This is a genomic window from Micromonospora sp. NPDC049275 (genome assembly GCF_043197115.1).
Lineage (GTDB): Bacteria > Actinomycetota > Actinomycetes > Mycobacteriales > Micromonosporaceae > Micromonospora.
On record NZ_JBICSN010000004.1, the window covers coordinates 345,375 to 370,181 of the forward strand.

The following is a 24,807-nucleotide window of genomic DNA, read 5'->3' on the forward strand; positions in this document are numbered from 1 at the left end:
GTCCACCGGCCGACCCCGGTCGACCGCAGCTACGACGTTCGAGTGGTTGGTCGTTGTCGCCATCGGCGCCTCGGGCGTTGCTCTGCTGCTGCTCGGCCTACGGGTCGGAGGCGCCCTCACCGCCGCGATTCCGGGCCTGCCGGACGCGGGACCGGTCACGACCTGGGCACTACCTGTGGTCCGCCTCCTCTCCGACTGCTTCGCCACCGTCACCGTCGGCATGCTGGTAACCGCCGCGTTCCTGCTGCCCGGCGACGGAGGCAGCGTCTCGCCCCACGGCTACCTGCTGCTCCGCCGAGCGAGCCGCACGGCGCTCGGCTGGACGGTGGCAGCACTGTCGCTTGTGGTGCTGACGGTGTCGGACCTGCTCGGCCAACCGCTGGGGACGCTCGAACCCGCGACGGTCATCAGCTTCGCCACCACGATCTCGCAGGGGCAGTCGCTCATGCTGCAAGCCGGGCTTGCCCTGACCACGGCGCTGCTGGCCCGCGCCGGGGTGTCCCGCGGGATTGCCGTGACCGTCACGATCCTGGCGCTGGTGGCGGTGCTGCCCCCGGCGTTCACCGGTCACTCCGCCGGAGCCGGTAACCACCAGATCGCGGTCACCAGCCTGGCTCTGCACATCCTCGCCGCCGCGGTGTGGATCGGTGGACTTGTCGCCCTGCTGATCGTGCGGCGCAGTCGGCTGCTGGCCGAGGCCGCTTCTCGGTACAGTCGCCTCGCCCTGGGCTGCTTCGTCGCCGTGACGGTGAGCGGACTGGCCAACGCTGCCGTCCGCCTCGGGTCGGTTGAGCAGCTCTGGCAGGCCCGCTACGGCTGGCTGGTCCTCGGCAAGCTCGCCGCCCTCGTGATCCTCGGCTCGCTCGGCGCGATACACCGCGCCCGTACGCTGCCGGCACTGCACGCCGGAAGGCCCCGGGCGTTCGGCCGACTGGCCGCTGGGGAGCTGACCGTGTTCGCCGCCACCGTCGGCCTGGCGGTGGCCCTGTCCCGCAGCCCCACACCGATCCCCGAGGCCGGCATCGACGCCGACCCGATCACCGAGCTGCTCGGCTTCCCGATGCCTACCGCGCCCACCGCGGGCAACCTGCTCGGGCAGCCACTACCGGACATGTTCTTCCTGACCGTCTGTGCTCTCGGTATCGGCGGGTACCTGGCCGGTGTGCGCCGGATGCACAGCAGGGGGCACCGCTGGCCGATCGCCCGGACGGCGAGCTGGGTGGGCGGGTTGTCGCTGCTCGCCGCGACCACCGACCTTGGTGTCGCCCGCTACGCGTACGTGCTGTTCAGCGCGCACATGGCCCAGCACATGGTGCTGTCGATGCTGGTGCCGATCCTGCTGGTCGGGGGCGCACCGGTCACCCTCGCCCTGCGCGCCCTGCGCCGACCGGCCGACCCCCGGGTACGCGGCGCCCGGGAGTGGCTGCTGATCGCGCTACACAGCGGCGCCACCCGAGTGCTCACGCATCCGCTCGTCGCACTGGGCATCTACACCGCCAGCCTGTTCGGCCTGTACTTCAGCGACCTGCTCGGCGTGCTGATGCGCTCCCACCTCGGTCACCTCGCGATGCTCACCCACTTTGTGGTCGCGGGCTATCTGCTGTTCTGGGTGCTCATCGGTGTCGACCCGGGCCGCCGACGAGTCCCCCATCCTCTGCTGGTGATCATCCACCTGGCGTCGATGATGGCGCACGGTTTCTTCGGCCTGGTCCTCATGCAGACCACCACCGTCATCGCCCCCGACTGGTACACCGCTGTCCACCCCGCCTGGGCGTCGTCGTTGCTGGCCGATCAGCGGCTCGGCGCCGGCATCGCCTGGGCGTTCGGTGAGCTGCCCGCCGTCGTCGTCATGATCGTCCTGATTCGCCAGTGGATTCGCGCCGACCAGCGCGAACAGGACCGCCTCGACCGGGCCGCCGACCGGGCCGAGGCCACCGGCGAGGAAGACGACCTCGCCCGCTACAACGCGTTCCTCGCCGCCGCCCGTACCGACAGCGACCCGCGCCGCACGAGCGGGACTGAGCAACCCTGACCTCGAAGACCCGATTCTCTGTACCTCCGGGGAACCACCGAAGGTTTCCGACCACCTCACGGGACCGAACCTGACGCGACATGGCGATCCTCGCCAGCCCGTCACCCGCGATCCAGCGACGTCATGCCCCCTGCAACCACTCCTCGACCACGACGAGGTCGGCGTCGGTGAGACCGGAGTCGGAAGCGACACGGTGGAGCAGCGCTCTCCCGGGGTGGTGCGCGGCGACCCAGGATCGGTCAACCTCGGTGATCTCGTCGTCGACCCAGACGAACGGGCGTCCCGCGGCAGTCTCGACGAGGGCCCGTGTCTTCCAGTGCAGCCTGGCAGTCCAGTCGTCCTCGGAGAAAACCCGATCGTCGATGTCCGGCAGCTCACCCATGTCCACCACAGGCAACGTGGGCAGGCCGAGCAGTGGCGCTATCACCTCGTTCGCATCCTCCATCCACGCCGTCGCCCACATCAGATCGCAGGACAGCGCCAACAGACGCGGGCCGTGTTCACGCGTCAATCTCGCCAGGTGCGGATTCGACGAGTTCTGCCACTTCGCGTTCCACTCCGCAAGGGTCGCCGGTTGCTGCACCCCGCCCGCGGGAAGGAGCGTTCCGTCGACGTCGAGGAACACCACCGGACGTACGTCGTGATCAGTCATGGCGGCATCCCAGCCTTCAGTAGTCGAGGGAGTAGCGGCAGTCGGGACAACACCCTCGCACCGGTAGACCTGGCGTTGGAAGCAGGCTGACGGACCTATCCGAGCAGCGTAGCCACCGCGGCCAGGGTGGCCAGCGACAGCGTCGTGGTCACCAGCACCGCCCGGTTGGCCACCGCCTCGCCGACGCCGTACTCCTGGCCGAAGATGAACGTGTTCTGCGCTGTCGGCAGGCCCGCGCACACCACCACGGCGAGCAACTGCGGCGCGGACAGGTGCAGGGCCAGCCCGGCCGTGTACGCGATGACCGGCTGTGCGACGAGCTTCAGTGCGGTGATCACGGCCAGTTCGCCCAGTCCGCCCATCTCGGCCGGCTCGGCCCGCGACGGCGCCGCGCGGTGCAGCGACGCGCCGAGCGCGACCAGGGCGGCCGGAACCGCGGCGCCCGACAGCAGGGTGAGCGGCGCACCGGCCGCCGACGGCAGGTGCAGGCCGGTTAGCCGAGCACGCGACACCGAGCAGCGACGCCAGGATCACCGGGTTGCGTACCGGCAGGGAGGCGATACGGCCGACCCGTACCCGGCCGGCCGGGTCGCTGTGCCGGTCCAGGGCGACCAGGATCACGGGCGTCACCACCAGCACCTGCAGCAGCACCACCTCCGCCAGGAACGACACGTTGCCGAGAACCTGCGTTGCGATCGGGATGCCGAGGTTCGCCGAATTGACGTACCCGGCGGCCATGCCCCAGATCGGTCGTTCGCCTGCCGTGCGACCGAACAGCCGGCTCGCGCCGACCCACCCGAACCCGACGACCGCGGCCGTGCTCACCCCGAAGGCGAGCAGCGAGCGGCCGGCGTACCCGGAGAGCGGCATTCGGGACAGGGCCAGGAACAGGGCGGACGGCATCGCGAGATGGAACACGAATCGGCCCAGCACCGACGCCGCCGCCTCGCCCAGCAGGCCCCAGCGACAGGCCGCGTAGCCGACCGCGGTGAGGATCCAGACCGGTACGAACGCCGACACCAGGCTCATGCGGGCGGCACCGGCGGGCGGGCATCGCGCCGGCTCAGGGACTGGCGGGCGTACGAGTCGAGAAACCCGGCGACGATCTCCACGTGGGCGAGGTACGCCGATCCGGAAGCCACGCGTCCAGCCTCGCATCCCGTCCGGACCGAACAAGAATCCCGCTCATCCACATCCGCACGGGGTCATCCCCAACGTGCAGCTACGAGCGCCGCCGGGAGCGAAGTCTGGTGGGCACCGATCCACGCCTCGACATCGAACGCGCGCGCTGTCGTGAACAGGGCCCCGGTAGGGGAATCTCAGCGCTCATCCACGGCTGCTGGCGCGATCTGGTTCAGGTGTGCGTCGACAGTGGCCTTGGCGGTTGCGTTCGAGGTCCGGCCGGGGCGCAGGAGGGCGTGCAGGATCACGCCGTCGACGAGGGCGTAGAGACGCTCTGCCTCGACCTTCTGATCGAGCCCGGGCCGGAGCGCACCAGCGTCGGCCAGTCGTCGGATCATGGCGGTGAAGGCGTCGGTGAGGCGTTTGTCGATGTCCTTGCGCAGGCCGGCCATTGTCGGTTCCACGACGGCGCGTGCCGTGAACGCCAGCCACACCTCGCACTCGCCGCGCCGCGGCCGGTCCAGTGGCAGCATCTCGTCGATCATCGACCGGACCACCGCACGCTGGTCGCCCGTGGTGTCCACGGCTCGGATCCGCTCCTCGATCCGTTCTCCCACCAACCGTAGGGCGAATCCGAGGAGTTCGGACTGGGTGGTGAAGAAGTGGCGCAACGAACCCATGGACAGGCCGGCCTCGCGCGCCACGTTTCGTACGGATGCCTGCTCCAGCCCATCCCGCATCGTGATCCGCCAGACCGCTTCGGCGAGCTCGGTCCGTCGGGCCTGCGCATCCACCAGCTTCGGCACCACTTTTTATAACACACTCGTGCTACGTTCCTTTGACTAACACGCCTGTGCTGGATAAGCGGGAGCGTCTGTGTCACGTCGAGAAAAAGCCTGGCTCACGGCAGCGGTGGTCGGCTGGATCGCACTCAACGGCGCGGTCTTGCTCCTCGCGCCCGGCAACGCCCCCTTCGACTGGCCGGCGCAGCACGACCCGCCATCCGGGCCCGGTCAGGTGATCGCCGCTCAGGCCACCCTCGTCGAGTTGGTACTGCTCGCCGTCATCGGATACGCGCTCACCCGTCGTCGACCCGCGCCGGACATCGCCGAGCGCGCACCGACGCTCCCCACCGCTCGCCGTGAAACAGGCCTCGTCCTGGCGTACGGCGTCCTCGCCCAACTTGGTGGCCTGCTCATCGGCCGTGGGCTCGGCTGGCACCCGATCGGCTTCCACCTGGCCGGCACCCTCGTCGGCACCACCGATCCGGTCGCGCCCGCCGAGGCGCTCGGCTGGGCCGCGTACAACGTTGTGGTCTACGCGCTGTTGCCGCTCCTGTGGTTCCGGCGGCGTTACACCGCCCACCAGATGTGTCTGCGCTCGGCGGATCGGCGCGGCGACGCCATCCTCATCCTCGCCGTGCTGGTCCTCGAATCGCTCGCGCAATGGGTGGTGCTCGGCCACGCGTTCGCCGGCCTGACCCCGGGTCAGCTCGCCGCCGGAGTGCCACTGACATTCCTGCTGTACCTGGCGGGCACGGTGCTGCCGACAGTCATCTTCGTGCAGGGCATCCTCGTTCCCCGATACGCCCGTCTGACCGGCTCCACCACAGCGACCCTCGTGCTCGGCGGCCTGACGTACGCGGCACTGCACCTGTTCGAGGGCTGGGGCAGGTTCGGGTCGCCGCGCGAGGCCACGCTGACGATCCTGTTCGTCCTTCTCATCTACACGCTGCCCGGCGCGTTCAAGACCTGGCTCACCGTACGGACCGGCAACGCCTGGGTGCACGCATGGGCGTACCACGCCCTCGCGCCACACACGATGCACGACACCGGGCTGATAGTTCGGATCTTCCGCCTCTGAAACGGCATCGGCGATGACCACGGCACCACGGCGTTTCATGGCTCGTGTGCGTACCGCTCAGGGTTGTGCGGTTGTGGTCAGGGAACGCGGCGCTATCCGTGGGGCTCTTCACTGTCGGCGCAGCCGGGCTGATCGGGGCAAGTACGGGCGTTGGTGCTTCGACCGTTCGAATGGCACCACGCTACGAGGGGTCGTCCGCAGGCTGTGGCGTCGGTGCGTCGTCGGGGAGTTGGTGACGGGCCAGCGTGGTGATCGCCCGTTCCAGGTGCTCGGTGAACGCCTTCCGTTCGTCGGCGGTGAAGGCGGCGGCCAGGCGTTGCTCGACGGCGAGTGCGGCCGGGTCCGCTCGGCGTATCAGGTCGGTTCCCTTGGCTGTCAGTTGGGCGACCCGTACGCGTTGGTGAAGCGGCGACGCTGCTCGTTCGATGAGCCCCTTCCCTTCGAGGTTGGTGAGCACGGTGGCGATGGTCTGCGGGGTCACCAGGCAGGCGCGGGCGAGTTGCGCAGCCGATGCTTCCGAGGACTGCAGCAGGACGAGCAGGACCGCGTACTGCGGGACGGTCAGGTGAAACTCTTGCAGCACGCGCGTCTTCTCGGCGATCAGCGCCTGTTCGGCGCGTTTGATGACGAGGCCGAGCCGTTCCATCTCAGTACCGGGTGCCGACGGCGGTCGGTGCGGCGTCGAGCTCCGCGAGGTCGGCTGCGGTAAGCGTTACGTCGGCGGCGCCGAGGTTGTCCGCGAGATGGCCGAGCCGACGCGTACCCGGAATGGGAATGACGTGCGGGCCCTGCGCCATGGTCCAAGCGATCGCGACCTGCGCGGGAGTCACGCTGTGGCGGGTGGCGACGGCGCGTACCGTGTCGACGATGCGGGCATTTGCCGCGCGGGCCGCGCTCGTGAAGCGGGGGTTGCCCGCGCGCAGGTCGCCCTCCTCGAACTGGGTGGCGGTGTCGATGGCGCCGGTCAGAAAGCCCCGGCCGAGCGGCGCGAACGGCACGAACGCGGCACCGTTCGCCGCACACCAGCCGACCACGTCGCCGACGTCGGTCGCACCACCGCCGGCGATGGCAGGTGCGGATGCCCCGGTGGGGGAGTGTCCGAGCGCGTCGCGGGTCCAGAGCGACAGCTCGGACTGTACGGCGGTCACCGGGTGTACCGCGGCCGCGGCGGCGGCCTGCTGGACGGTTACCTCCGACAGGCCGAGGTAGCGGACCTTGCCGGCGCGGACCATGTCCGCCATGGCGGCCCAGGATTCGGTCAGCGGCACGGCGTCGTCGACGCGATGCAGATACCACAGGTCGATGTGATCAGTGTTGAGGCGCTTCAGCGACGCGTCGACGGCGGCGCGTAGGTGGGCGGGTGACCCGTCGCGATACATGCTCTTGGCGGGGAGGTCATCGACCACCAACCCGGCCTTGGTCGCCAGGAACACCGTGTCGCGCAGGCCGGACAACGCCTCGCCGACAAGCGTTTCGTTGTGGCCGGCGCCGTAGACATCGGCGGTGTCGATGAAGGTGACACCGCCGTCGACGGCGGCGCGCACCACGTCCCGTGAGGCGGCATCGTTCCGCGTGCTCTCGGCGTACGCCCAGCTCATGCCCATGCAGCCCAGACCGATCGCGCCGACGTGGCGTCCGGTGGCACCCACCTCGCGTGTCCGCATGTTCGACACCTCTCGAATAGCAGTACTCTGTCATTCGGCAGTCTACTACCAAGGAGCGGCTATGGCATCGGCCCTGATCCTCATCGACCTGCAGTGGTGGGTCGTCGAGCGGTACGCACCCGATGGCGGCATGGCAGCGGCGCGGGCCGCGGAGCAGGCACGGCAGTCGTTCCGGGCGCCCGGCGATCTTGTCGTGCACGTGCGGCACCTCGCCCTTGACGGCTCGGACGGCGGGCCGGACGCACCGGCGACACGATTCGTCGACGCGGTGACGGTCGGGGACGGCGAGCCGGTCGTCACCAAGTACGACCGCAGCGCGTTCGCGGGCACCCCTCTGGACGACATGCTGCGCGACCATGCGGTCAGCGATGTCGTGCTGGCCGGGCTGGTGACCGAGGGCGGTGTCGCGAGTACCGCCGTCGACGCGCTGCGGCTGGGATACCAGGTCTCCGTGCTGCTGCCGGCGATCGCCGGGAACACACCGGAAGGACACCGCAACACCCTCGACGACCTGCGCGATCGAGGGGTGACCCTCCAGGAACGGATGTAGGCACATTAGGTCGTCGGTTCGCTGGCGGTCTGCGGCCGGCGCGGCACCCGCTGAGAGGGTGCTCGACCCAAGGTCAACATCCCCGGACGGAGTACTAGGCTCGGGGAATGCCCGAGCGCCGCCGCCTTCCGTTGTGGGCGGGACGCACGGCCGCGCTGCTGGGCATCGTGCTCGTCGCATTCACCCTGCGCCAGGCGGTGGCGACGATATCGCCGATCCTCGGCGACATCCGGGTGGACATCCCGATCTCGAACATCGGCGTCGGGCTGCTCGGCACGTTGCCACCGATCCTGTTGGCGGCATCCGGGTTCATCGCGCCGCGCGTCGCCCGCGGCTTCGGCCTCGACGGCGGCATCGCGCTCGCGCTGCTGCTCATGACCCTCGGCCACCTCGTGCGCGCGTTCGCCCCGGACTTCGCGGTGTTGCTCGTCGGCAGCGTCGTCGCGCTCGCCGGTACGGGCATCGGGAACGTGCTGCTGCCGCCGATCGTGCGGCGCTACTTCCCCGACCGGGTAGCACTGCTGACCGCCGTGTACGTCTGCGTCGTGGGCCTGGGCACGGCCGTGCCCGCAGCGGTCGCCGCTCCGGTCACCGAGCAGACCAACTGGCGGTTCCTGCTCGGCATCTGGTCGGTGACCTCGGTAGTCGCGCTCGTTCCGTGGCTCGTCATCATCGCGCGGGAGCGCCGCCAGCGACTCTCCGATGCCGTCCCCGTCGAGTCCCCGCCCCCCGCCCTCGTCACGCGACTGTGGCGGTCACGCGTGGCCCTGTCGATCACCGTCGTCTTCTCGACCAGCACGATCTGCACCTACGCGGCTTTCGCGTGGCTGCCCGAGATCCTCGGCGACATCGCCGGCTCGACGCCGACCGAGGCCGGTGTGCTGCTCGCCGTCACCGGCATCATCAGCGTGCCCGGGGCCTTCATCGCGCCCCTACTCGTCGCGCGGCTGCGCAATGTCGGCTGGCTGATCGCCGCAGGTGTCGCGAGCTTCCTGCTCGGCTACCTCGGCCTGCTGCTCGCACCCGCGACACTCACACTGCTCTGGGTGCTGCTCATCGGCTCGGGGTCCATCCTTTTCCCGGTCTGCCTCGTGCTCATAAACGTTCGCACCCGAACCCACGGCGGCACCGTCGCGCTGAGCGGCTTCGCCCAGGGCGTCGCGTACGCACTCGGCGCGCTCGGTCCGCTGCTCGTCGGGTTGCTGCACGACGCGAGCGGCGGGTGGACCCTGCCGCTACTGTTCCTGCTCGCTGTCGTCCTCGTGGCGACCATCCCGGCGATCACGCTTGCAAGGCCCGCCTTCGTCGAGGACGAGCTCGCCCGCTGACGCGCCGCGACCGCTCGCCATGGCGATCATCGACGTCTGTCGTTACTATCCGATTTCAGGAGATTACTCAGCGTCGATGTGTGCTGTTCGCGGGCCCTGGACGCTGGCAAGCCGGCGCCGCCGTGAACGTGGCGCCGGCCTCAGGATCACGCCGTCTCGACGAAGGGAATCCGGATGACGGAGAGCGCGCAGACCACCGAGAGCCGAACCGTTCCGCCCGCGCGGCCGTACCCGTTCAGCGTGCCCGACCGTCTCGTCGTCGATCCGACCTATGGCGAGCTGCGCGAGAACGAGCCGATGACCCGGGTGCAGCTCCCCTACGGCGAGGAGGCGTGGCTCGCCACCCGTTACGAGGACGTCCGTACGGTCCTCGGCGACGTGCGGTTCGGCCGCGCCCCGGCCGTCGAGCGCGACGAGCCCAGGCTCACCCCGCGCCAGCAGTACAGCGGCATGCTGACCATGGACCCGCCCGATCACACTCGACTGCGCCGGTTGGTGGCGAAGGCGTTCACGGCACGCCGGGTGGAGGCGCTGCGACCCCGAACCCAGGGGATCGCCGACGCGTTGGTCGACAACATGGTCCGGCTCGGTCCTCCGGCCGACCTGGTGGAGCACGTCGCCACGCCGCTGCCGATCCAGGTGATCTGCGAGCTGCTCGGAGTCCCGTACGCCGACCGTGACCGTTTCCACATCTGGTCCGAGGCGATCGTCTCGACCACGTCGCTGCCCGCGGAGACGATCCAGGAGTACCTGAACAATCTCTGGGGCTACATGGGTGGCCTGGTCGCCGAGCGCCGCCGCGAGCCGGAGATCGACGACCTGCTCGGCGCGTTGGTGCGGGCCCGCGACGACAATGAGGATCGACTCAGCGAGACCGAACTGGTGGAGCTGGCCGGAGGGCTGCTCGCGGCCGGCCACGAGACCACGGTTACCCAGATCCCCAACTTCGTCTACGTCCTGCTGCACAATCCGGACCAGCTCGCTCGGCTGCGAGCCGACCCGTCGCTGGTGCCGGCCGCGGTCGAGGAACTGTTGCGGTACGTGCCGCTCGGCGTCGGCTCCTCCTTCGCCAGGTACGCCAAGGAGGACGTCGAGGTCGGCGGGGTGCTGGTCCGGGCCGGTGAGCCGGTTCTCGGATCGCTGTCGTCGGCGAACCGGGACGGTACGGTCTTCGCCGACCCGGACCGCCTGGATCTCGGCCGCGAGCAGAACCCGCACCTGGGCTTCGGGCACGGCGTGCACCACTGCGTCGGCGCGCAGTTGGCCCGCATGGAGTTGCAGGTCGCCGTCGCCACCCTGGTGACCCGCCTGCCCGGCTTGCGGCTCGCCGTACCGGAAGCCGAGCTGGAGTGGAAGCGCGGCATGTTGGTGCGGGGCCTGCTCGGCATGCCGGTGGCCTGGTGAGTACCGCGTGGCGGATCGGGGTGGACGCGCGCCGCTGCATCGGCACGAGCATCTGCGCCGGTACCGCGCCCGAGCATTTCCGCCTGGTCGGCGGCCTGTCCACGCCGCTGGCCGACGTCGCCGCCCCGGCCGAGGCCATCCTCGCCGCCGCCGACTCGTGCCCGGTGGAGGCGATCACGGTCCGCGACGCCACCGACGGCCGGCTGATCGCGCCCCAGGAGTGATCCGCGGGCGAGGGGGCCAGGGCGCGGCAGCGCCCCGGCCCCCTCCCGCCTGCTCCGCCGGTGTGGTGCGGAGCAGGGGTCTCTCAGGTCATCCGCAGCGTTGACCGTTGAGGGTGAATGCGGTTGGCGCCGGATTGGTGCCACTCCACGTGCCGTTGAAGCCCACGCTCGTGGACGCGCCGGGGGCGAGTTTGCCGTTCCAGCTCATGCTGTCCGCGGTGACGCTCGTGCCGTTCTGTTTCCAGGTGGCCGACCAGCCCTGATCGACCTTCTGGCCGGTGGTGGGGAAGTCGAAGCCGAGTTTCCAGCCGTCGATCGCGGTGGTGCCGGTGTTCTTGACCGTCACGGACGCGGTGAAACCGCCCGGCCAGCTGTTCGCCGTGTAGCCGACCGTGCAACCGCCGGTCGGGGCGGTGGGCGCGGTCCGCACGGTCAGGCCGGGTGAGGCCGCCGATACGTTGCCCGCCGCGTCGCGGGCGGTCACCACGAAGGTGTACGGGGTGTCCGGCGTCAGCCCGGTCACGGTGTACGCGGTGCCGGTGGCGCTGCCCACCTTCACGGGGCCGGTGGTGTCGACCCGGTGCACGTCGTAGCCGGTGACGGCGGTGTCGTCGGTGGACGGCGTCCAGGACAGCGCGACGCTGTCGCCGGTGATCGTGCCGGCGGTCGGCTTGCCCGGGACGGTCGGCGCCTGGGTGTCGCCGGGCGTGGTGCCGCGCGGCAGCACCAGGTGGGTGATCGAGTTGGCCGGGAACGTGGCCGTGAGGCCGCTGGCGGTCACCGGCAGGTCGGCCTCCCGGACGACGCCGGCGAGGTTCGCCCCGCTGTACCGGTAGACCTGGGCGGTGGTGGCGGAGGCGCCGGTGAGGGCGACCGGGCTGGTCAGGTCGTCGCCGGTCTTGTTGACGACGACCAGTGTGAGCGCCTTGTCGGCGCTGCGCTCGGCGGCGTACACGGCCAGTTTGCCCTGGTCGGCGCTTGTCGCCCGGACGGAGGTCTCGCCGAACGCGCCGCCCTTGCCGTCGTAGTTGCGGAAGACGCGGAAGGCGTTGGCCACCGGCTGGTCGGTCGTGGGCGCGGTCCAGAGGGTGGCCAGGTCGAGCCCCTCACGGCCGAAGATGCCGAGCACGTCAGCCTGGGCGAGCGCGCCGTTGAGCGACCCGAAGGCGCCCCAGTTGTACTCGGTCATGGCGATCTTCGTGCCCGGGTAGTGCTGGTCGACCAGTTCGCGCAGCCGCGGAATGTAGCGGACCGGACTGTTGATCCAGCTCTCGTCGACGTACGTCGGGTCCCAGAGTTGGCGGGTCGAGCGCAGGCGCAGCGCCTGGGTGTTCGCGTCGCCGGCCGCCTCGCCCAACACCCCGGACTGCTGCGGGTAGAGGTGGACGTCGAAGTAGTCGAGGATGCGTGTGCCGTGCTGCTGCTCGTACTCGCGCATCCGGTCCAGGTACCACGGCCCGAGGTCCTGGCCGCCGTGAGCGGCCTTGTCCGGCGGGTTCGACCAGCAGCCGGTACGCGAGCAGGTGTCCTGGTCGAGGCCCGAATAGAGGATCGAGTTGAGGCCCCAGCCGACGGGACCGAGCGTCTTCGCGCCGGGGTCGGCGGCCTTGATCGCGGCGGCGTACTCGTAGGTGCGGTCACGCAGTTCGTCGTAGCCCAGCCCGGTCGGACGGACGTCGCGGTGGGTGGAGTGCCACAGGTCCGGCTCGTTGTCCAGGTTGTAGAACTGGACCCCGCCCTCAGCGGCGGTGCCGAACTGCGCCTTGAGGTGGTTGACGAAGTCGGTGGCGTATTCCGGACCGACGGCGACGCTGGTGTCCTCCGGATCGTTGCCGGTGATCAGCGTCCCGTCCGGCTTCTTGCCGTTGCCGCAGTCCGGTGCCCAGGTGTCGGTGGACTCCTGCGGGCCGTACTTGGCGACGCTGAAGCCACACGCCCGCGACCGGTCCTTGGCGACCCAGCCGAGCATCGGCATTGTCATCACCGTGGCGGCGCCGGTGGCCTTGTTCTGCTGCACGAAGCGGTCGGACTCCGAGCCCTCCGGGAGGTCTTCCGGACTCGGGTTGTCGTTGGGGATGTTCTCGAAGTACCAGTCCGCCGCGCGGTTGGTGGTGTCGGTACGGAAGTTGTAGCGGGTGGTGGCGTTGCCGCCGTAGCGGTGCACGGGCAGCCGCAGGTCACGGGCGAGGGCCTGGTCGGCGAAGTTCATGCCGTAGACGTACGGGCTGATCTGGTGTCGGGCCGCGGTGGTGTCCACGGCCAGGGCCGGGCCGGCCGCGGCCAGGGCAGGCTGCGGCAGGGCCAGACCGCCGAGGGCCGTGGCGAGCACGACGGGGAGTAGAGCGGTGGTGGGACGCACGAGCATTCCTTCCTAATAGAAGCTCGACGATGGGAGCGCTTCCACAGCGTTGCGGTTTCCTGGCCCCGAGTCAACGACCGGCTGATCGCGCCCCAGGAGTGTCCCGCGGGCGAGGGGGCCAGGGCGGGGCGGCCGAGGCGTGGATCGTGGTACGAGTGCGGCCCCGGCGCAGGCGTTGGCATTGCTGCGGTCGCCGCCTATGGTTGGAGACATGTCTCCGGTGACGTTCCGCTCTCCTGCCGTCACCGGTGTGGCGGCAGTCGGGGCTGCCTACGTGGCGACGGCGGCGTGCCGGATGGTCGGGATGCGGGTGCCGGTTGTCCGCGTGCTGCACGTCGCGCCCACGTCCCGGCTGTCGAGCCCGGCGCGAACCGGCCGAGGCCCCCCGCGGAATCGTTGCATCACAAGACGACCGCCAGGGCGAAGCTATCAAGCTTCGGCCCTTTTCTTTTTTCCGTGAAAGGTAGAGGTAGACCATGAGCGTCGATCATCGAACCGTCGACCAGGGCTGGCTGGCTGATCTGCGAGCGTCCCTGGCGGAAGACTTTGCCACGCAGACGGCTCGGCTGCGGGAACTGACCGAGCTCAACGCGGACACCGGCGACCCGAGCGAGGCCCACAATCGGGCCGCACTGCTGGTGGCCACCCGCCGCAACATCGAGCAGATCACCGGTGCACTGAGCCGCATCAGCGACGGCACCTACGGGGCCTGCAAGAAGTGTCACCAGAACATCCCGGCCGAGCGGCTCGAAATCCTTCCGCACGCGCAGTTCTGTGTGTCCTGCCAGGCGAAGCACAACGGCTGACCCGCGGTGTGGCTGCCGTGCCGCGGTGGGCACGGCAGCCACAGGCCGTCACGCGGGAGATGACTCCGCCATCGTGACGACGTCCAGGATTCCCAGGAGTCCGGCAAGTGCCACGGCCTCGGAGCGGGTCAGGGTCAGAGAGCAGGTGGCGTCGGGGTCGTCGGGGGACTCGTAGACGAGATCTCGCCGGCCGCCCGGATGGTGTGTGACCACGCCCACGCGGCGGCCGTCAGCGGTGGTGAACATGTGGCGTACCCCGATACCGGGCAGCGGGGTCAGTTCGACAATCATGGGGGCTCCAGCGGGCAAGGCGGCGGATGTGCCCAGCGGCTCGGCAGCGGCCCTGGCCGGCGAGCGTGGCCAGGTGACGTGCGGCGGCGCGGTGACAGCGCGGCCGGTCCTGGCTGTGCGCCGGGCGGTACGACGGGACGGGCGCGAGCCGGGGCGAGTGGGTCAGGCGAGGCCCCGCGCATGGCGCGGGGGAGCGCGATCCGCCGACCAGGCGGGCACACAACCGGGGATCGCCCGCCGTGCGGAACGGAACACGATGCACAGCCCGACCGACCGGGTGGCAGAGAGCACCAGTACGAGCACGGCAAGCAGCAGCATCGTCGGCAGCGGTGCTCGCTCGCCGCCGCGCCCAAGGCTGCCTCGATCGTGCATGCCCAAACCATAGCCGTCGCCCAGAGTGTGGACCACAACCGCGTCGGGTGAACGGATATCGCTCTCCTGGTGCGGTGGGCTGGAATGGGCCGCCACCTAGGAGCAGCGAGCGGAGACAGGTGGGCCGGGTCGTACTGAAAGAGCCAGCGCTACGGCCGACCCCGTCGCGGCACCGACCCCGTGGTTCCGGAAGCACCCGGAGCCACGGGGTTTCGCTGGTGGCGGCGGTACGGGTGCGAACGGGCTGTGGGGAGCGGGTCGCCGGCGGTTCGCGGACAATGGGGGCATGAAGCGAGATGTTCGCCTGACACGGTTGACCGGGACGCGCGCCGACGGCGCGGTGGCGACGGGCGCGACGGCTACCGGGGCGCGGGCTGCCGGGGCGGCCTCGCTCGGCGCTGTCGCCGTCGGGGCGTTGGCGGTCGGGGCCGTGGCCGTGGGGGTGTTGGTCATTGGGCGGCTGGTCATCCGTCGGGCGGTCGTGCGGGAGTTGCGCGTCGGCCGGTTGACGATCGACGAGCTGGTGGTGCACAGCCGACCCACTCCCGAGGGTTGACCCGCCCTCGGTCCCGGCCCTGGAAGGCGCAGGCGCACGTGGCGGATCACCGACGACGGCGGGCCATCCACTGCCAGATGTGGGTGCCGTTGCGGCTCGGGTCGTTGCGGGCCACGTAGATCCAGGACCAGTGACCGGGGAACTGGTAGCCGTTCCATACGACGTGGTCGTACAGGGTGATCAGTGATCCTTGGATGAGGTCGTGCGCGTGGATCGTGTTGGTCTCGGGTGGCACGGTGTCGTCGTCGCGCGAGGCGACCAGCCAGGTCGGGGTATGGATCCTCGCCAGCTCCGCGTCGGTGATCAGCGGTGGCCCCTGCCCGGTGAAGGGCTCGACGACGCCGCAGATCGGTACCGACGCGGCGAACAGGTCGGGATAGGCAACTGTCATCTCCAGGGACATGTAGCCGCCGTTGCTGCAACCGACCACGTAGATCCGGTCGGGATCGACACGCCTTTGGCGTACGAGGTCCGAGACGATCTCGTGGATCAGCGGGGCGAACCGGGGGCCGTCCTCCATCCAGTACGAGGTGCTCTGCGGAGCCACGACGTACGCGCCGGAGAAGATCCGTTGCGCCTCCGGGGTGGCGAAGCCCAGCGCGCCGCGGTTGGCGCGCAGCGTGGTCTCGTTGTCGTAGTAGTCGTCGGGCAGTGAGGCGCCCTCGCCGGCGCCGTGCAGCCAGAGGATCAGCGGCGGTCGACCGTGGCGGGGCGAACGCTGCGGGGCGTACAACCGGTACTTCAGGCCCGAGCCCGAGACGTGGTGGCTGAAGGCGTCCACCTCGGGGTTCGACAGCCGCCCCTGCACGAAGCGCGTGATGGTGATCGGCGGGCCGTGGCGCCGGGCGAGTGGGGTGTTCTGCGTGATGGTGTAGGCGAGGTCCAGCCGGACGTTGCGGCCCCTGCTCAGGATGTAGCCGAGGGTGGCGCCGCCGAGTTGGCCTTCGGCGTGGCTCAGCTCCAGCACGATGTTGCCGTGCCGGTCGACGCGAGCCGCGGTCACTGGGCGGTCCAGGTCGTACTCGCTGAAGATCTGGTCGCCGGGGGCGATCGGGATCGGGCTGGTGGCCTTGGCGTGCACGCTGAACGTGGCGGGGGTGAGCCCGGCGGAGTCGATCGGGCCGAGTCGGCCGGTGTCGAGGGTGACCGAGGTGACCTGCTCGCCGCCGTCGAGCGTTCTCGCATCGAGGGTGAAGCTCACGCTGGTGGGGTGGTGGCCCTCGGCGTGGGCGGCAGGGCCGGGCAGCGCCAGGCCGACGGCGGCACCGGCGCCGCCCGCCAGGACGCTGCGGCGAGTGACAGACGTGGACATGCGGGGCCCCCGGGACTTTGTCGCGTAGACGTTCATCAATTGAATTTCAACCTAGCGTCGCGGAGATCCGCTGGCAACCGGTGCCGCCGCGGGTGATCAGGCAGCCCGAGGTCGTCGCAGGGTCCGCGTTCACCTCGTTCTCCGGGCAATCGACGTCGAGCGGCGGCGGTCGCGGAAGTGGCATTGAAGGAGTACGATGGCCGGTGCGTGAATCGATCGGAGCCGCAACTCCAACCGATTCGCCTGGGAGACGGAGGCCGTGCATGCCACGACCTCCAACTGCTGGCCTGGTTTCGCCGGGCCGGCCGGGGGCGGCCTCGATTTTCGGTCGTTGCCATTCGGGGCCGACCGAACTTCTGGGTCGCCCACACCCTCCCAGGGGATTGGATGGTGGTTCGATGATCGATTCACGTGGCACAACTGAACAGCCTGAGCAGAGTCACCTCCCGTTGCGGTGGGTTGTGATTCTGGCTGTCGGCACCGGCGTGGGACTTCTGATCGGTTATGCGGCTGGTCCCGCCGCGGGTGTGACGGTGGGCGTGGCGACGATCGGTTTGCTTCACCGCGTCGTTCGTTAGCCCGGCTCAGGATTGCCTGGATTGCTCAGGCACGAAGAGGGTTCGACCTGCTGCCCCGTGCCGGCCGAACCCGGATGGCCCTCGGCGATGCCGAGGGCCATCTTCGTGCCTGAGCCGCTGGCGCGGTGGACGGTCAGACCGGGGCCCGTCGCCGCATGCCGCGTGGCACTGCCGGCCCGGCCCGGTAGCGACGTGCGGACGGGGAGATCGCCTACGGTTTGCGGGCGAGGAGCCCGACGAAGGTGTGATAGGTGTCGGTCTGCTGCGGAGCGGGTGAGTCCGCCTCCGGACGCCACTCGGCCAGCGGCACCAGCCCCGGCTCCAGCACCGTCAGCCCATCGACGAACGAGAGAATCTCCTCGTCCGTACGCCAGCGGCCGGTGCCCAGCGACTCGTTGAAGACCCGCTCGACCTCGCGGGCCTTGCGGGAGCCCTCTGGGTCCCGCTCACCCGGGTCGCGGAAGTGCGAGATCGCCACGTAGCTGCCGGAGGGCAGCGCGTCGATCAGCTCCGCCGCCACCGCTCGCGGATCCTCGTCGTCGCCGAGGTGGTGCAGGATCGCGAAGAGCAACAGGCCGACCGGCCTGTCGAAGTCGAGGAATCGGCGTACGTCGGGATGGTGGAGGATTTCCTGCGGTGCCCGAACGTCTGCCTGGATCACCGTTGCGGTGCCCTCGGCGGCGAGGAGAGCCCGCCCGTGTGTCAGGACAATCGGATCGTTGTCCACATAGACCACCTGAGCGGCCGGGTTCTGCTCGGTGGCGACCTCGTGCACGTTGCCCTGGGTGGGCAACCCCGATCCGATGTCGAGGAACTGGTCGATGCCCGCCTCGGTGACAAGGAAACGAATCACGCGACGCAGGAAGGCCCGGTTCGCCTGGCCGGCTGCCGGCCCGTCCGGTGTGATTCGCAGGGCGTGCTCGGCGACCTTTCGGTCGGCCTCGAAGTTGTCCTTGCCGCCCAGGAAGAAGTCATAGACCCGGGCCACGCTGGGAATGTTGGGGTCGATGCCGGGGGGTGCCGCCATGTCTCGGGTCACAGGCGTCTCCATTCGATCGGGACGGGCACGGGCTGAGGTCTGCGAGCGGTGCCGGGCTGCGGGCGAGTCTAGCGATCGGGAGGGTGGAATTCCGCCCCGCTGGTATCGCTCCCAGCGAATCGTCCCCATCTACGGGAGTAACCTCCCGCTCGCCTGGGCCGTCCTGATCCACCAGCGGCGTCGATCGTGACTCGTGATTCGTTCGGTGATCTACAGTGACGCCGATGACGCTGGTTGAGATCCGCCGGTTTCCGATCAAGTCGTTGCTCGGTGAGCGGCTGTCGACACTCGAGGTTGAGCAGCGGGGACTCGCAGGTGACCGGCTGTGGGCCGTGCGCGACGCGGACGGCAAGCTGGGCAGCGGAAAGAACACCCGACGCTTCCGCCGGATGCCGGGGTTGTTCACGCTTCGTGGACACTGCGGTGATCCGGTGCCGGTTGTCGAGCTGCCCGACGGTCGTCGCTTCGATGCCAATGAGGCAGCCGGGCACGAGGCAGTCAGTGACGTGGTCGGTCGTCCCGTGACGATCGAGCGTGAGGCTTCGGTCCTGCACCATGACGAAGGGCCGGTAAGCCTGATCAGCACCGCGTCGCTGCGACGGCTTCACGACCTCTTGGGCGAGCCGGTCGACCCGGTACGGTTCCGGGCCAACCTGCTCGTTGACGTGCCCGGAAACGACTTCCCGGAAGACGGATGGCTCGGGCGAACCATCCGTGTGGGCTCGGAGGTCGTGTTGCGGCCACACCGACGGCTGACCCGATGCGTCATGGTCGACCTCGCTCAGGAGGGTGCCGTGGAGCACGGGCAGATTCTGAGGACCATTGCGGAGTGCAACGACATGACGTTCGGTGTGTGGGCAACTGTCGAGCGGCCGGGTCGTGTCGCACTCCTGGACACCGTTGAACTGGCGAGCTGAACGTCAACGGACGCCGGCGGCTCCGAAACGTCGAGCCGCGCGCCCGGGGCCGTCGAGGGGCCGGCGCCCCGGTGTCGCGGCAACCGCTTCGACAGGCGGCGGCAGCTGTCGTGCTGAATACTTCCCCGATGACCAATCCTGAGCTCGATCCGGACGTCTATCCACCCCTCGATCCCCGCGAGCCCGTTCCGGAGACCGCCGAAGAGCTGCTTCCCGGTACGCCGAACGAACTGCCGGACGCGCCGACCGAACCGATGCCCGACGACGGCGAGCCCGGCGGCGTGCCCGAGCCGGCGTGACGGTCTTCCGGCTGCGCTGACCCCGCCCGCCGGGGCGGGGTCAGCAGCTGCGCGGCTGCCAGCTCACCTTCGTCACGTACATGGGCACGTACAGGTCACCACTTCCGCCGGCTCGCGCGCAGATCGTCCCGGTGAGCGGCGTCCCGAGATAGTTGAAGGACCAGGTGATCTCGGCGTTCCGGGATGTGCCGTTGTAGAAGTTGAAGGCCGGGGCGTAGCCGGACCACTCGCTGTTGGTCAACACGGACGGAGTCTCGACCGGCCCCTCCGGCGGGTGGTTCCAGTTTGGCCAGACGCAGAGCATGCTCTGCGGGCAGTTCCCCTGGCCCCAGCCGCCGTCTGCCGCCTGGCTGGTCGCGGCCGAGGCGGCGGGGGCGGTGGCCAGCACACCTACGACGGACGCGGCTACGGCGATGGTCTTCCACAGCATGGTTCACCCACTCAAAATAGACGTTTGTGAATGGCGATAAGCTACTGCGGGAAAGTTGAGACGTCAAGTACCTGGGTGGTCCCGCCTCGGGTGGGTGACAGCAGGTCGGAGGCCGGTCGGACGCGACCCGGCCGGCCTCTGACCTGCCCGACACCTCCGCTCCTGGTGTCAGGAGCAGTTCTTGCCCTTGTTGATGCAGGTGGCGATCCGTTGCATGGCCTGGGCGGAGTTGACGTTGACGAAGTCGTTGTGGTCCGAGAAGGGGTTGTGGTTCTCCTCGGGGAAGGAGTCGAGGGCGTACTGGCCCTTGATCTGCACGGTGCGAGGGATGTCGTAGGCCACGGTGACCCGCAGTTGCGGAATCGCCTGGAAGCCCTGCGGGCAGGCGCCGGTGGCCCTGTCGGCGAACGCGACATGGTTGCGGTGGTTGTCGCTGTCGATGTTCCTACCGTCCCAGCAGCCGGGGAAGTCGTGCACGCGCTGCACCCGGCTGCCGGCGGGGCAGATCGGGTACCTGTCGGAGAGTCGGTCGGTGAAACCCGAACAGGTCCAGGTGGCACGGGCGTTGGCCGGCCCGCGGCTGGTGGGCTTGGCGTCGCCGGTGAGGGCCCGGAGGAACTTCGGCATCGGCACCACCTTGCTGACGGGGTTTCCGCGATACTCGATCAGCACCTGCGCGGGGCGGACGATGCCACCGGTGTTGCCGGGCAGTTCGAGGTTGGGGCCCTGTGGATCGGGGAGCGCCGCGGCGGTGGTGGGCGCGCTGCTCGGTGTCGCCGGGGCGGTGGGGGAGTGGTCCAGCGTGCAGGCGGCGAGCGCTCCGAGCCCCTGCGGGCGGGGGGCCTGTCGCCCGATCGCGATGGCGATCCGGTCGAGCACGGCGGCCCGTTTGGCGCGCAGCGGTCCGAGGATCGCGTTGTCCACGAAGGCTGGTCCGCCCTGGCCACGGCTGGTGACCAGGCGTTCGTTGGCCTCGGAGACCTGCCGGTCGAGGTCGTCGAGGGCGCGGTCCACTTCGGCGAGCGCCCGGTCGGGTACGCCCGGCAGCCTGTCCCGCACGGCGGGGCACTGAATTCGCGGATTCGCGGCTCGGGCCGCCTCGGCGCTCGCGCGGTGGGCGCTGCCGGGCATCCGGGCGTGCATGTCGTCGTAGCTGATGTCGCAGTCGACAAGCGAGACCAGGCCAGGCTGGTTGCCGCCGGCGGTGGTGATCGTGGCGCTGATCTCCTTGATCAGCGCGGCGCGGCGGGCCCGCAGCGGATCGATGACCTCCCGATTGAACGCGGCGTCGATGCGGCCCCGGGTGGCGGTCATGCGTTGGTTCGCGGTGGCCTGCTGGCGATCCAGTTCGGCGAGCAGGCGGTCGACGGAGCCGCGGGCCCGGATGGGGACGGCCCGCAGCCGCTTGCCGACGGAGGGGCAGACGACCATCGGTTGGGTCTGGGCGAGAGCTTGCTTGACCTGGTTGCCACTGCGGACGGCCTTGTCGATGCGCACCACCGGCCAGAAGTAGGACGACTTGTCACCGTTGCGGCAGGTGGTGCCCGAGGCGTCCAGGTCGGCGTTGGAGGAGTTCGCGGTGATGGCCAGGTTGCCGACGAAGTCGTGGACGTGTTCGGCGCCGTTGCGGATGCCGGGCTGGGCCACCGGATTGTCCGGACTGAACTTGCCGTTGCCGTTCGTGCCGCAGTCCACGGTGAACCGGCCGGTCGACGCGCCGGCGGCAGGTCGCGGGTTCTGCACGTTCGGCGGCACCTTCTCGATCGCCACGAACTGATCCAGGCTGGTGGCGGCATCCGCGGTGCCCCGGCCGCCACCGGAGACGAAGGTGGCGGTGATCCCACCGGTGGCCACCAGCACGAGCGCGGCCATGGCGAGCCTGGCCGGTCGGGTGTGGACCAGCGCGGTCCCGTTCGTTCTGCGCTTCATCGGAATCTCCTCAAAGCCAAAAGCGGCTGTCTCCCATCGGTACGGGCCGGCCAACGGTCAACGGTCAGCCGTCGCCGGGTACGTCATGGTTCGGTAAGAAGTCGGGCGGGTTGCCGGCCGAGGCGTGAGACATGTTGGCGATCATCGATGTGTTGAGTCATCGTCGACGTATGACAGGCGTCTTCTCGTCCTCCCTGTTCCGCCGTCTGCGACCGGGTCTGCTGGCCGCCGTCGTGGTGTCGACGGCGGTGCTTGGATCCGCTCTGAGCGTCGCGCCGGCGGCCGATGCCGGCACCGCGGCGCCCGCCGCGTATCCGGGGGTCGCCCCGGCGCCCGGTGGGGCCGCCGTGTCCGTCGTGAAGCCGGCCGCAACCGCGCCGTCGCCGACGGCGCCCGGCACGCCGAACACCTCGCCCGGCCCGCCGACCAGCCCGCCCGGCACGCCGAACACCTCGCCCTTCCCGCCGAGCGCGCCCACGAACCTGACCGCCACCGAGGTACGGACCGGGTCGGTCACCCTCACCTGGACGGCTGCCAGGCCGGGCTGTTGCGCCGTCACCGGCTACGACATCACGTACTACCAGGCGTTCGACGACGTGATCTACAGCGCCAGCGTCGGGGCCGTCACCACCACCACGATCAGCAACTACATTCAGCCGGGCCGGCAGTACTCGTTCCGGGTGGCCGCTCGGGACAGCCTCGGACACCTCTCGACGTGGACGGACGCGCTGACCGTGGTCACGCCGACCACGGACACCGGGTCGGACACCACACCGCCGAGCGCCCCGCAGAACCTGACCGTCGGCGAGGTGACCGCCTCGACCGTCACGCTGTCCTGGTCGCCGTCGACCGACAACGTCGGCGTGCTCGGCTACAACGTCTACCAGTTCGACGGCTGGTTCAGCTCGAGAGTGATCGCCACCGTGCCGGGAACGACGTATACGGCGTCGCTACCCCCGTCGACGCCGCTGCGCAGCCTGTTCTACGTGCGGGCCCGGGACGCGGCGGGCAACGTGTCGATCGCGTCCAACACGGTCGCTCTGCCCACGACGACAACTCCGCCGCCGCCACCGCCCTCGACCTGCCAGGTGACGTATCGGAACCAGTCCGAGTGGCAGGGCGGTTTCGTGGCCACGGTGACGCTCCAGAACACGGGGGCGGCACCGATCGACGGCTGGATCATCACCTTCACCTTCGCCGGAGACCAGCAGGTCACCTCGGGGTGGAACGCCACCGTCGGCCAGAGCGGTGCGACCGTCACCGCCCGTAACGTCGACTGGAACCGCGTCCTCGCGCCGAACGGCTCCGCGAGCTTCGGCATCCAGGGACGGTGGAGCGCCAACGACGCGCCGCCGACCGGCTTCTCACTCAACGGCGCACCCTGCACCGTGGGCTGAGCGCGGCCCGCCGGTCGCCTGTCGCGTCTCGCCGCCTGTCAGAAGGAGTTCCGTGAGCACACATTCGGGCACCTCCCGCCGCCGGACGCTGATCCGGGCGGTCGCGGTGGGCGTCCTCGCCGTCTCCACCGTGCTCAGCGGATCGCCCGTGCCCGCCTCCGCGGCGAACACGCTCAGCATGCGGGGCGCCGACGTCTCCTCCCTGCAGCGCAGCCTCGATCTGGGTGCCAGGTACTACGACTCCGGTGGTGTCGCCCGCGACCCACTGGACATCCTGAAGTCCGTCGGCGTCAACTACGTCCGACTACGCGTCTGGAACAACCCGATCAGCGGCTACAACAACAAGAGCAGGGTGTTGGCCCAGGCGAGAACCGCCAGGGCGAAGGGCTTGAAGGTGCTCATCGACTTCCACTACTCCGACACCTGGGCCGACCCCGGCAAGCAGTACAAGCCCGCCGCCTGGGTCGGCCACAGCCTGAGCCAACTGCGCACCGACGTGTACGCCTTCACCTACGACGTCTGCGCCAGCCTGCGGGGGCAGGGCACCCCGCCGGACAGCGTGCAGATCGGCAACGAGATCAACGTCGGGATGCTGTGGGACGAGGGGAAGGTCGTCAACAACGACTTCGCCCCACTGGCCAGCCTGCTCAAGCAGGGCTACAACGCGACCAAGGCGTGTGGCAGCGGCATCCCGGTGATGATCCACACCGCCGACGCCGACAGCAACGCCAACGCCCGCTGGTTCTATGACGGCATCCGCGCGCAGGGCGTGCAGTGGGACATCACGGCCCTGTCGTACTACTGCATGTGGCACGGCACCCTGGCGAACCTCTACAACAACATCGTCGACCTGCGCGGCCGCTACGGCAAGCCGGTGGTGATCGTGGAGACCGCGTACCCCTTCACCCGGGACAACGCGGACAGCGAGCCGAACGCCATCGGCGGCGCGACCTGCGACGGCATCGCCGCGACCTGGTCCGGGCAGGCCCAGGAGTTCGACTGGGTCCAGAACACGGCCCGCAACGCGGGGGCCGTCGGTGTCTTCTACTGGGAACCGACCTGGTACGCCGTCCGGGGCAACGGCTGGGACCCGGCCAACATCAACGGCACCGGAAACCAGTGGGACAACATGGCCGTCTTCGACTGGTCCGGGCGGGTGAACCCGAACGTGCGCTGGACGCCCTGACCCGTCACCGCTGCGCCGCCGTCTCCCCTGAGCTGCCCGCCATGGCCGACCGGACCACGCGAAGATTCGTGCGGACCACGACGCCTGCCACGAACACGCCGCACACGGCCTGTTCGATGCGCAGCCAGGCCGGGAACGCTCCCGGCCAGGCGACGACACCGACGATCGCGGCCAGCACGACCATGGCGATGATGCGGAGCCGGCGGAAGGAGCTGCGGTGCCCCGCGGCCGCACGCCGGGACAGCAGCAGGAGCACCGCCGCGCTGGCGGCGACAAGTGGTGTACGGATCCAGACGGCCGTGGTGACGAGCGCGGGGTTGTGGCGCATGAGCACCACGGCTACGACGGTGGACACGCTGATCACCAGGAAGGCGGCCAACAGTTTGACAACGGTGTTCAGGTGGTCGTTTCTCATGCCGGTCAGCCTGCTGCCGAAGGCCGGGGCGAAGCATCGGCGTGCGGATCGATGTTGCGTCTGCACCCACGGTTGCAGACGG

The 24,807-nt window shown here is 69.7% G+C and carries 24 protein-coding genes and 1 pseudogene; 12 read left to right on the forward strand and 13 right to left on the reverse strand.

Annotated features, from left to right (window positions below; genetic code table 11):
- Nucleotides 1-46 precede the first annotated feature (46 nt).
- Nucleotides 47-2,032, forward strand: coding sequence for a cytochrome c oxidase assembly protein (locus tag ACGFIE_RS16435; RefSeq protein WP_393295678.1), 1,986 nt, complete (start codon nt 47-49; stop codon nt 2,030-2,032).
- A gap of 121 nt (nt 2,033-2,153) precedes the next feature.
- Here the strand turns inward: ACGFIE_RS16435 and ACGFIE_RS16440 are convergent, their stop codons facing one another.
- The 4 genes and pseudogenes from ACGFIE_RS16440 to ACGFIE_RS16455 all read right to left on the reverse strand — a co-directional run bounded on the left by ACGFIE_RS16440 (nt 2,154) and on the right by ACGFIE_RS16455 (nt 4,612).
- The gene (locus ACGFIE_RS16440; protein WP_393295680.1) at nt 2,154-2,684 is read right to left on the reverse strand and encodes an HAD domain-containing protein; all 531 of its coding nucleotides are present in this window, start codon (nt 2,682-2,684) and stop codon (nt 2,154-2,156) included.
- A gap of 95 nt (nt 2,685-2,779) precedes the next feature.
- Nucleotides 2,780-3,196 carry an AEC family transporter gene (locus ACGFIE_RS16445; RefSeq protein WP_393295221.1) on the reverse strand — a complete coding sequence of 139 codons (417 nt, stop codon included), beginning with the start codon at nt 3,194-3,196 and terminating at the stop codon, nt 2,780-2,782.
- Nucleotides 3,197-3,353: 157 nt separating this feature from the next.
- Nucleotides 3,354-3,713: pseudogene (locus ACGFIE_RS16450) on the reverse strand (AEC family transporter); the annotation flags it as partial.
- A gap of 290 nt (nt 3,714-4,003) precedes the next feature.
- The gene (locus ACGFIE_RS16455) at nt 4,004-4,612 is read right to left on the reverse strand and encodes a TetR/AcrR family transcriptional regulator (protein WP_393295223.1); all 609 of its coding nucleotides are present in this window, start codon (nt 4,610-4,612) and stop codon (nt 4,004-4,006) included.
- A 70-nt stretch (nt 4,613-4,682) separates the two neighbouring features.
- Here ACGFIE_RS16455 and ACGFIE_RS16460 point away from each other — a divergent pair, with 70 nt between their 5' ends.
- Nucleotides 4,683-5,669 carry a hypothetical protein gene (locus ACGFIE_RS16460; RefSeq protein ID WP_393295226.1) on the forward strand — a complete coding sequence of 329 codons (987 nt, stop codon included), beginning with the start codon at nt 4,683-4,685 and terminating at the stop codon, nt 5,667-5,669.
- Nucleotides 5,670-5,850: 181 nt separating this feature from the next.
- Here ACGFIE_RS16460 and ACGFIE_RS16465 read toward each other — a convergent pair whose 3' ends face one another.
- A complete protein-coding gene (locus ACGFIE_RS16465) occupies nt 5,851-6,315 on the reverse strand; it encodes a MarR family winged helix-turn-helix transcriptional regulator (protein WP_393295229.1) in 465 nt (154 codons plus the stop codon).
- Nucleotide 6,316: 1 nt separating this feature from the next.
- Nucleotides 6,317-7,333 carry an aldo/keto reductase gene (locus tag ACGFIE_RS16470; RefSeq protein ID WP_393295231.1) on the reverse strand — a complete coding sequence of 339 codons (1,017 nt, stop codon included), beginning with the start codon at nt 7,331-7,333 and terminating at the stop codon, nt 6,317-6,319.
- Between the two features lie 61 nt (nt 7,334-7,394).
- Between ACGFIE_RS16470 and ACGFIE_RS16475 the strand changes: the two genes are divergently transcribed.
- The 4 genes from ACGFIE_RS16475 (at nt 7,395) to ACGFIE_RS16490 (ending at nt 10,839) form a co-directional block, all read left to right on the forward strand.
- Complete coding sequence (locus tag ACGFIE_RS16475; RefSeq protein ID WP_393295234.1) at nt 7,395-7,883, forward strand: cysteine hydrolase family protein; 489 nt, start codon at nt 7,395-7,397, stop codon at nt 7,881-7,883.
- Nucleotides 7,884-7,990: 107 nt separating this feature from the next.
- Nucleotides 7,991-9,211 (forward strand): CynX/NimT family MFS transporter, encoded by a 1,221-nt coding sequence (locus ACGFIE_RS16480; RefSeq protein ID WP_393295237.1) that lies wholly within the window; start codon nt 7,991-7,993, stop codon nt 9,209-9,211.
- Nucleotides 9,212-9,385: 174 nt separating this feature from the next.
- A complete protein-coding gene (locus ACGFIE_RS16485) occupies nt 9,386-10,615 on the forward strand; it encodes a cytochrome P450 (RefSeq protein ID WP_393295240.1) in 1,230 nt (409 codons plus the stop codon).
- Nucleotides 10,612-10,839 (forward strand): ferredoxin, encoded by a 228-nt coding sequence (locus ACGFIE_RS16490; protein ID WP_393295243.1) that lies wholly within the window; start codon nt 10,612-10,614, stop codon nt 10,837-10,839. The genes ACGFIE_RS16485 and ACGFIE_RS16490 overlap by 4 nt, the downstream gene beginning before the upstream one ends.
- Nucleotides 10,840-10,927: 88 nt before the next feature.
- Here the strand turns inward: ACGFIE_RS16490 and ACGFIE_RS16495 are convergent, their stop codons facing one another.
- Nucleotides 10,928-13,198 carry a glycoside hydrolase family 44 protein gene (locus ACGFIE_RS16495; RefSeq protein WP_393295246.1) on the reverse strand — a complete coding sequence of 757 codons (2,271 nt, stop codon included), beginning with the start codon at nt 13,196-13,198 and terminating at the stop codon, nt 10,928-10,930.
- 476 nt (nt 13,199-13,674) lie between these two features.
- Here ACGFIE_RS16495 and ACGFIE_RS16500 point away from each other — a divergent pair, with 476 nt between their 5' ends.
- Nucleotides 13,675-14,004, forward strand: a complete 330-nt coding sequence (locus ACGFIE_RS16500; RefSeq protein ID WP_007457320.1) for a TraR/DksA C4-type zinc finger protein — start codon at nt 13,675-13,677, stop codon at nt 14,002-14,004.
- A gap of 48 nt (nt 14,005-14,052) precedes the next feature.
- Here ACGFIE_RS16500 and ACGFIE_RS16505 read toward each other — a convergent pair whose 3' ends face one another.
- Entirely contained in the window at nt 14,053-14,295 is a 243-nt protein-coding gene (locus ACGFIE_RS16505) for a potassium transporter TrkA (RefSeq protein WP_393295249.1), read from the reverse strand.
- A gap of 658 nt (nt 14,296-14,953) precedes the next feature.
- On the opposite strand from ACGFIE_RS16505, the gene ACGFIE_RS16510 reads away from it, so the two are divergent.
- Nucleotides 14,954-15,223 carry a hypothetical protein gene (locus tag ACGFIE_RS16510; RefSeq protein WP_393295252.1) on the forward strand — a complete coding sequence of 90 codons (270 nt, stop codon included), beginning with the start codon at nt 14,954-14,956 and terminating at the stop codon, nt 15,221-15,223.
- Nucleotides 15,224-15,269: 46 nt separating this feature from the next.
- Here ACGFIE_RS16510 and ACGFIE_RS16515 read toward each other — a convergent pair whose 3' ends face one another.
- The gene (locus ACGFIE_RS16515) at nt 15,270-16,535 is read right to left on the reverse strand and encodes a prolyl oligopeptidase family serine peptidase (RefSeq protein WP_393295255.1); all 1,266 of its coding nucleotides are present in this window, start codon (nt 16,533-16,535) and stop codon (nt 15,270-15,272) included.
- Between the two features lie 789 nt (nt 16,536-17,324).
- Nucleotides 17,325-18,152, reverse strand: coding sequence for an SAM-dependent methyltransferase (locus tag ACGFIE_RS16520; protein WP_393295258.1), 828 nt, complete (start codon nt 18,150-18,152; stop codon nt 17,325-17,327).
- A 224-nt stretch (nt 18,153-18,376) separates the two neighbouring features.
- Here ACGFIE_RS16520 and ACGFIE_RS16525 point away from each other — a divergent pair, with 224 nt between their 5' ends.
- Together ACGFIE_RS16525 and ACGFIE_RS16530 are read left to right on the forward strand one after the other, a co-directional pair.
- Nucleotides 18,377-19,069 (forward strand): MOSC domain-containing protein, encoded by a 693-nt coding sequence (locus tag ACGFIE_RS16525; RefSeq protein WP_393295261.1) that lies wholly within the window; start codon nt 18,377-18,379, stop codon nt 19,067-19,069.
- A 128-nt stretch (nt 19,070-19,197) separates the two neighbouring features.
- Nucleotides 19,198-19,368, forward strand: coding sequence for a hypothetical protein (locus ACGFIE_RS16530; protein WP_266250692.1), 171 nt, complete (start codon nt 19,198-19,200; stop codon nt 19,366-19,368).
- A 40-nt stretch (nt 19,369-19,408) separates the two neighbouring features.
- Here ACGFIE_RS16530 and ACGFIE_RS16535 read toward each other — a convergent pair whose 3' ends face one another.
- Entirely contained in the window at nt 19,409-19,798 is a 390-nt protein-coding gene (locus ACGFIE_RS16535) for a hypothetical protein (RefSeq protein ID WP_393295264.1), read from the reverse strand.
- 168 nt (nt 19,799-19,966) lie between these two features.
- Nucleotides 19,967-21,727, reverse strand: a complete 1,761-nt coding sequence (locus ACGFIE_RS16540; protein WP_393295267.1) for a DUF1996 domain-containing protein — start codon at nt 21,725-21,727, stop codon at nt 19,967-19,969.
- 170 nt (nt 21,728-21,897) lie between these two features.
- Here ACGFIE_RS16540 and ACGFIE_RS16545 point away from each other — a divergent pair, with 170 nt between their 5' ends.
- Both ACGFIE_RS16545 and ACGFIE_RS16550 read left to right on the forward strand, forming a co-directional pair.
- Nucleotides 21,898-23,124, forward strand: a complete 1,227-nt coding sequence (locus ACGFIE_RS16545; RefSeq protein ID WP_393295270.1) for a cellulose binding domain-containing protein — start codon at nt 21,898-21,900, stop codon at nt 23,122-23,124.
- A gap of 52 nt (nt 23,125-23,176) precedes the next feature.
- A complete protein-coding gene (locus tag ACGFIE_RS16550; RefSeq protein ID WP_393295273.1) occupies nt 23,177-24,310 on the forward strand; it encodes an arabinogalactan endo-beta-1,4-galactanase in 1,134 nt (377 codons plus the stop codon).
- Between the two features lie 4 nt (nt 24,311-24,314).
- On the opposite strand, the gene ACGFIE_RS16555 is transcribed toward ACGFIE_RS16550, so the two are convergent.
- Nucleotides 24,315-24,725, reverse strand: a complete 411-nt coding sequence (locus tag ACGFIE_RS16555; protein ID WP_393295276.1) for a hypothetical protein — start codon at nt 24,723-24,725, stop codon at nt 24,315-24,317.
- Nucleotides 24,726-24,807: the final 82 nt, after the last annotated feature.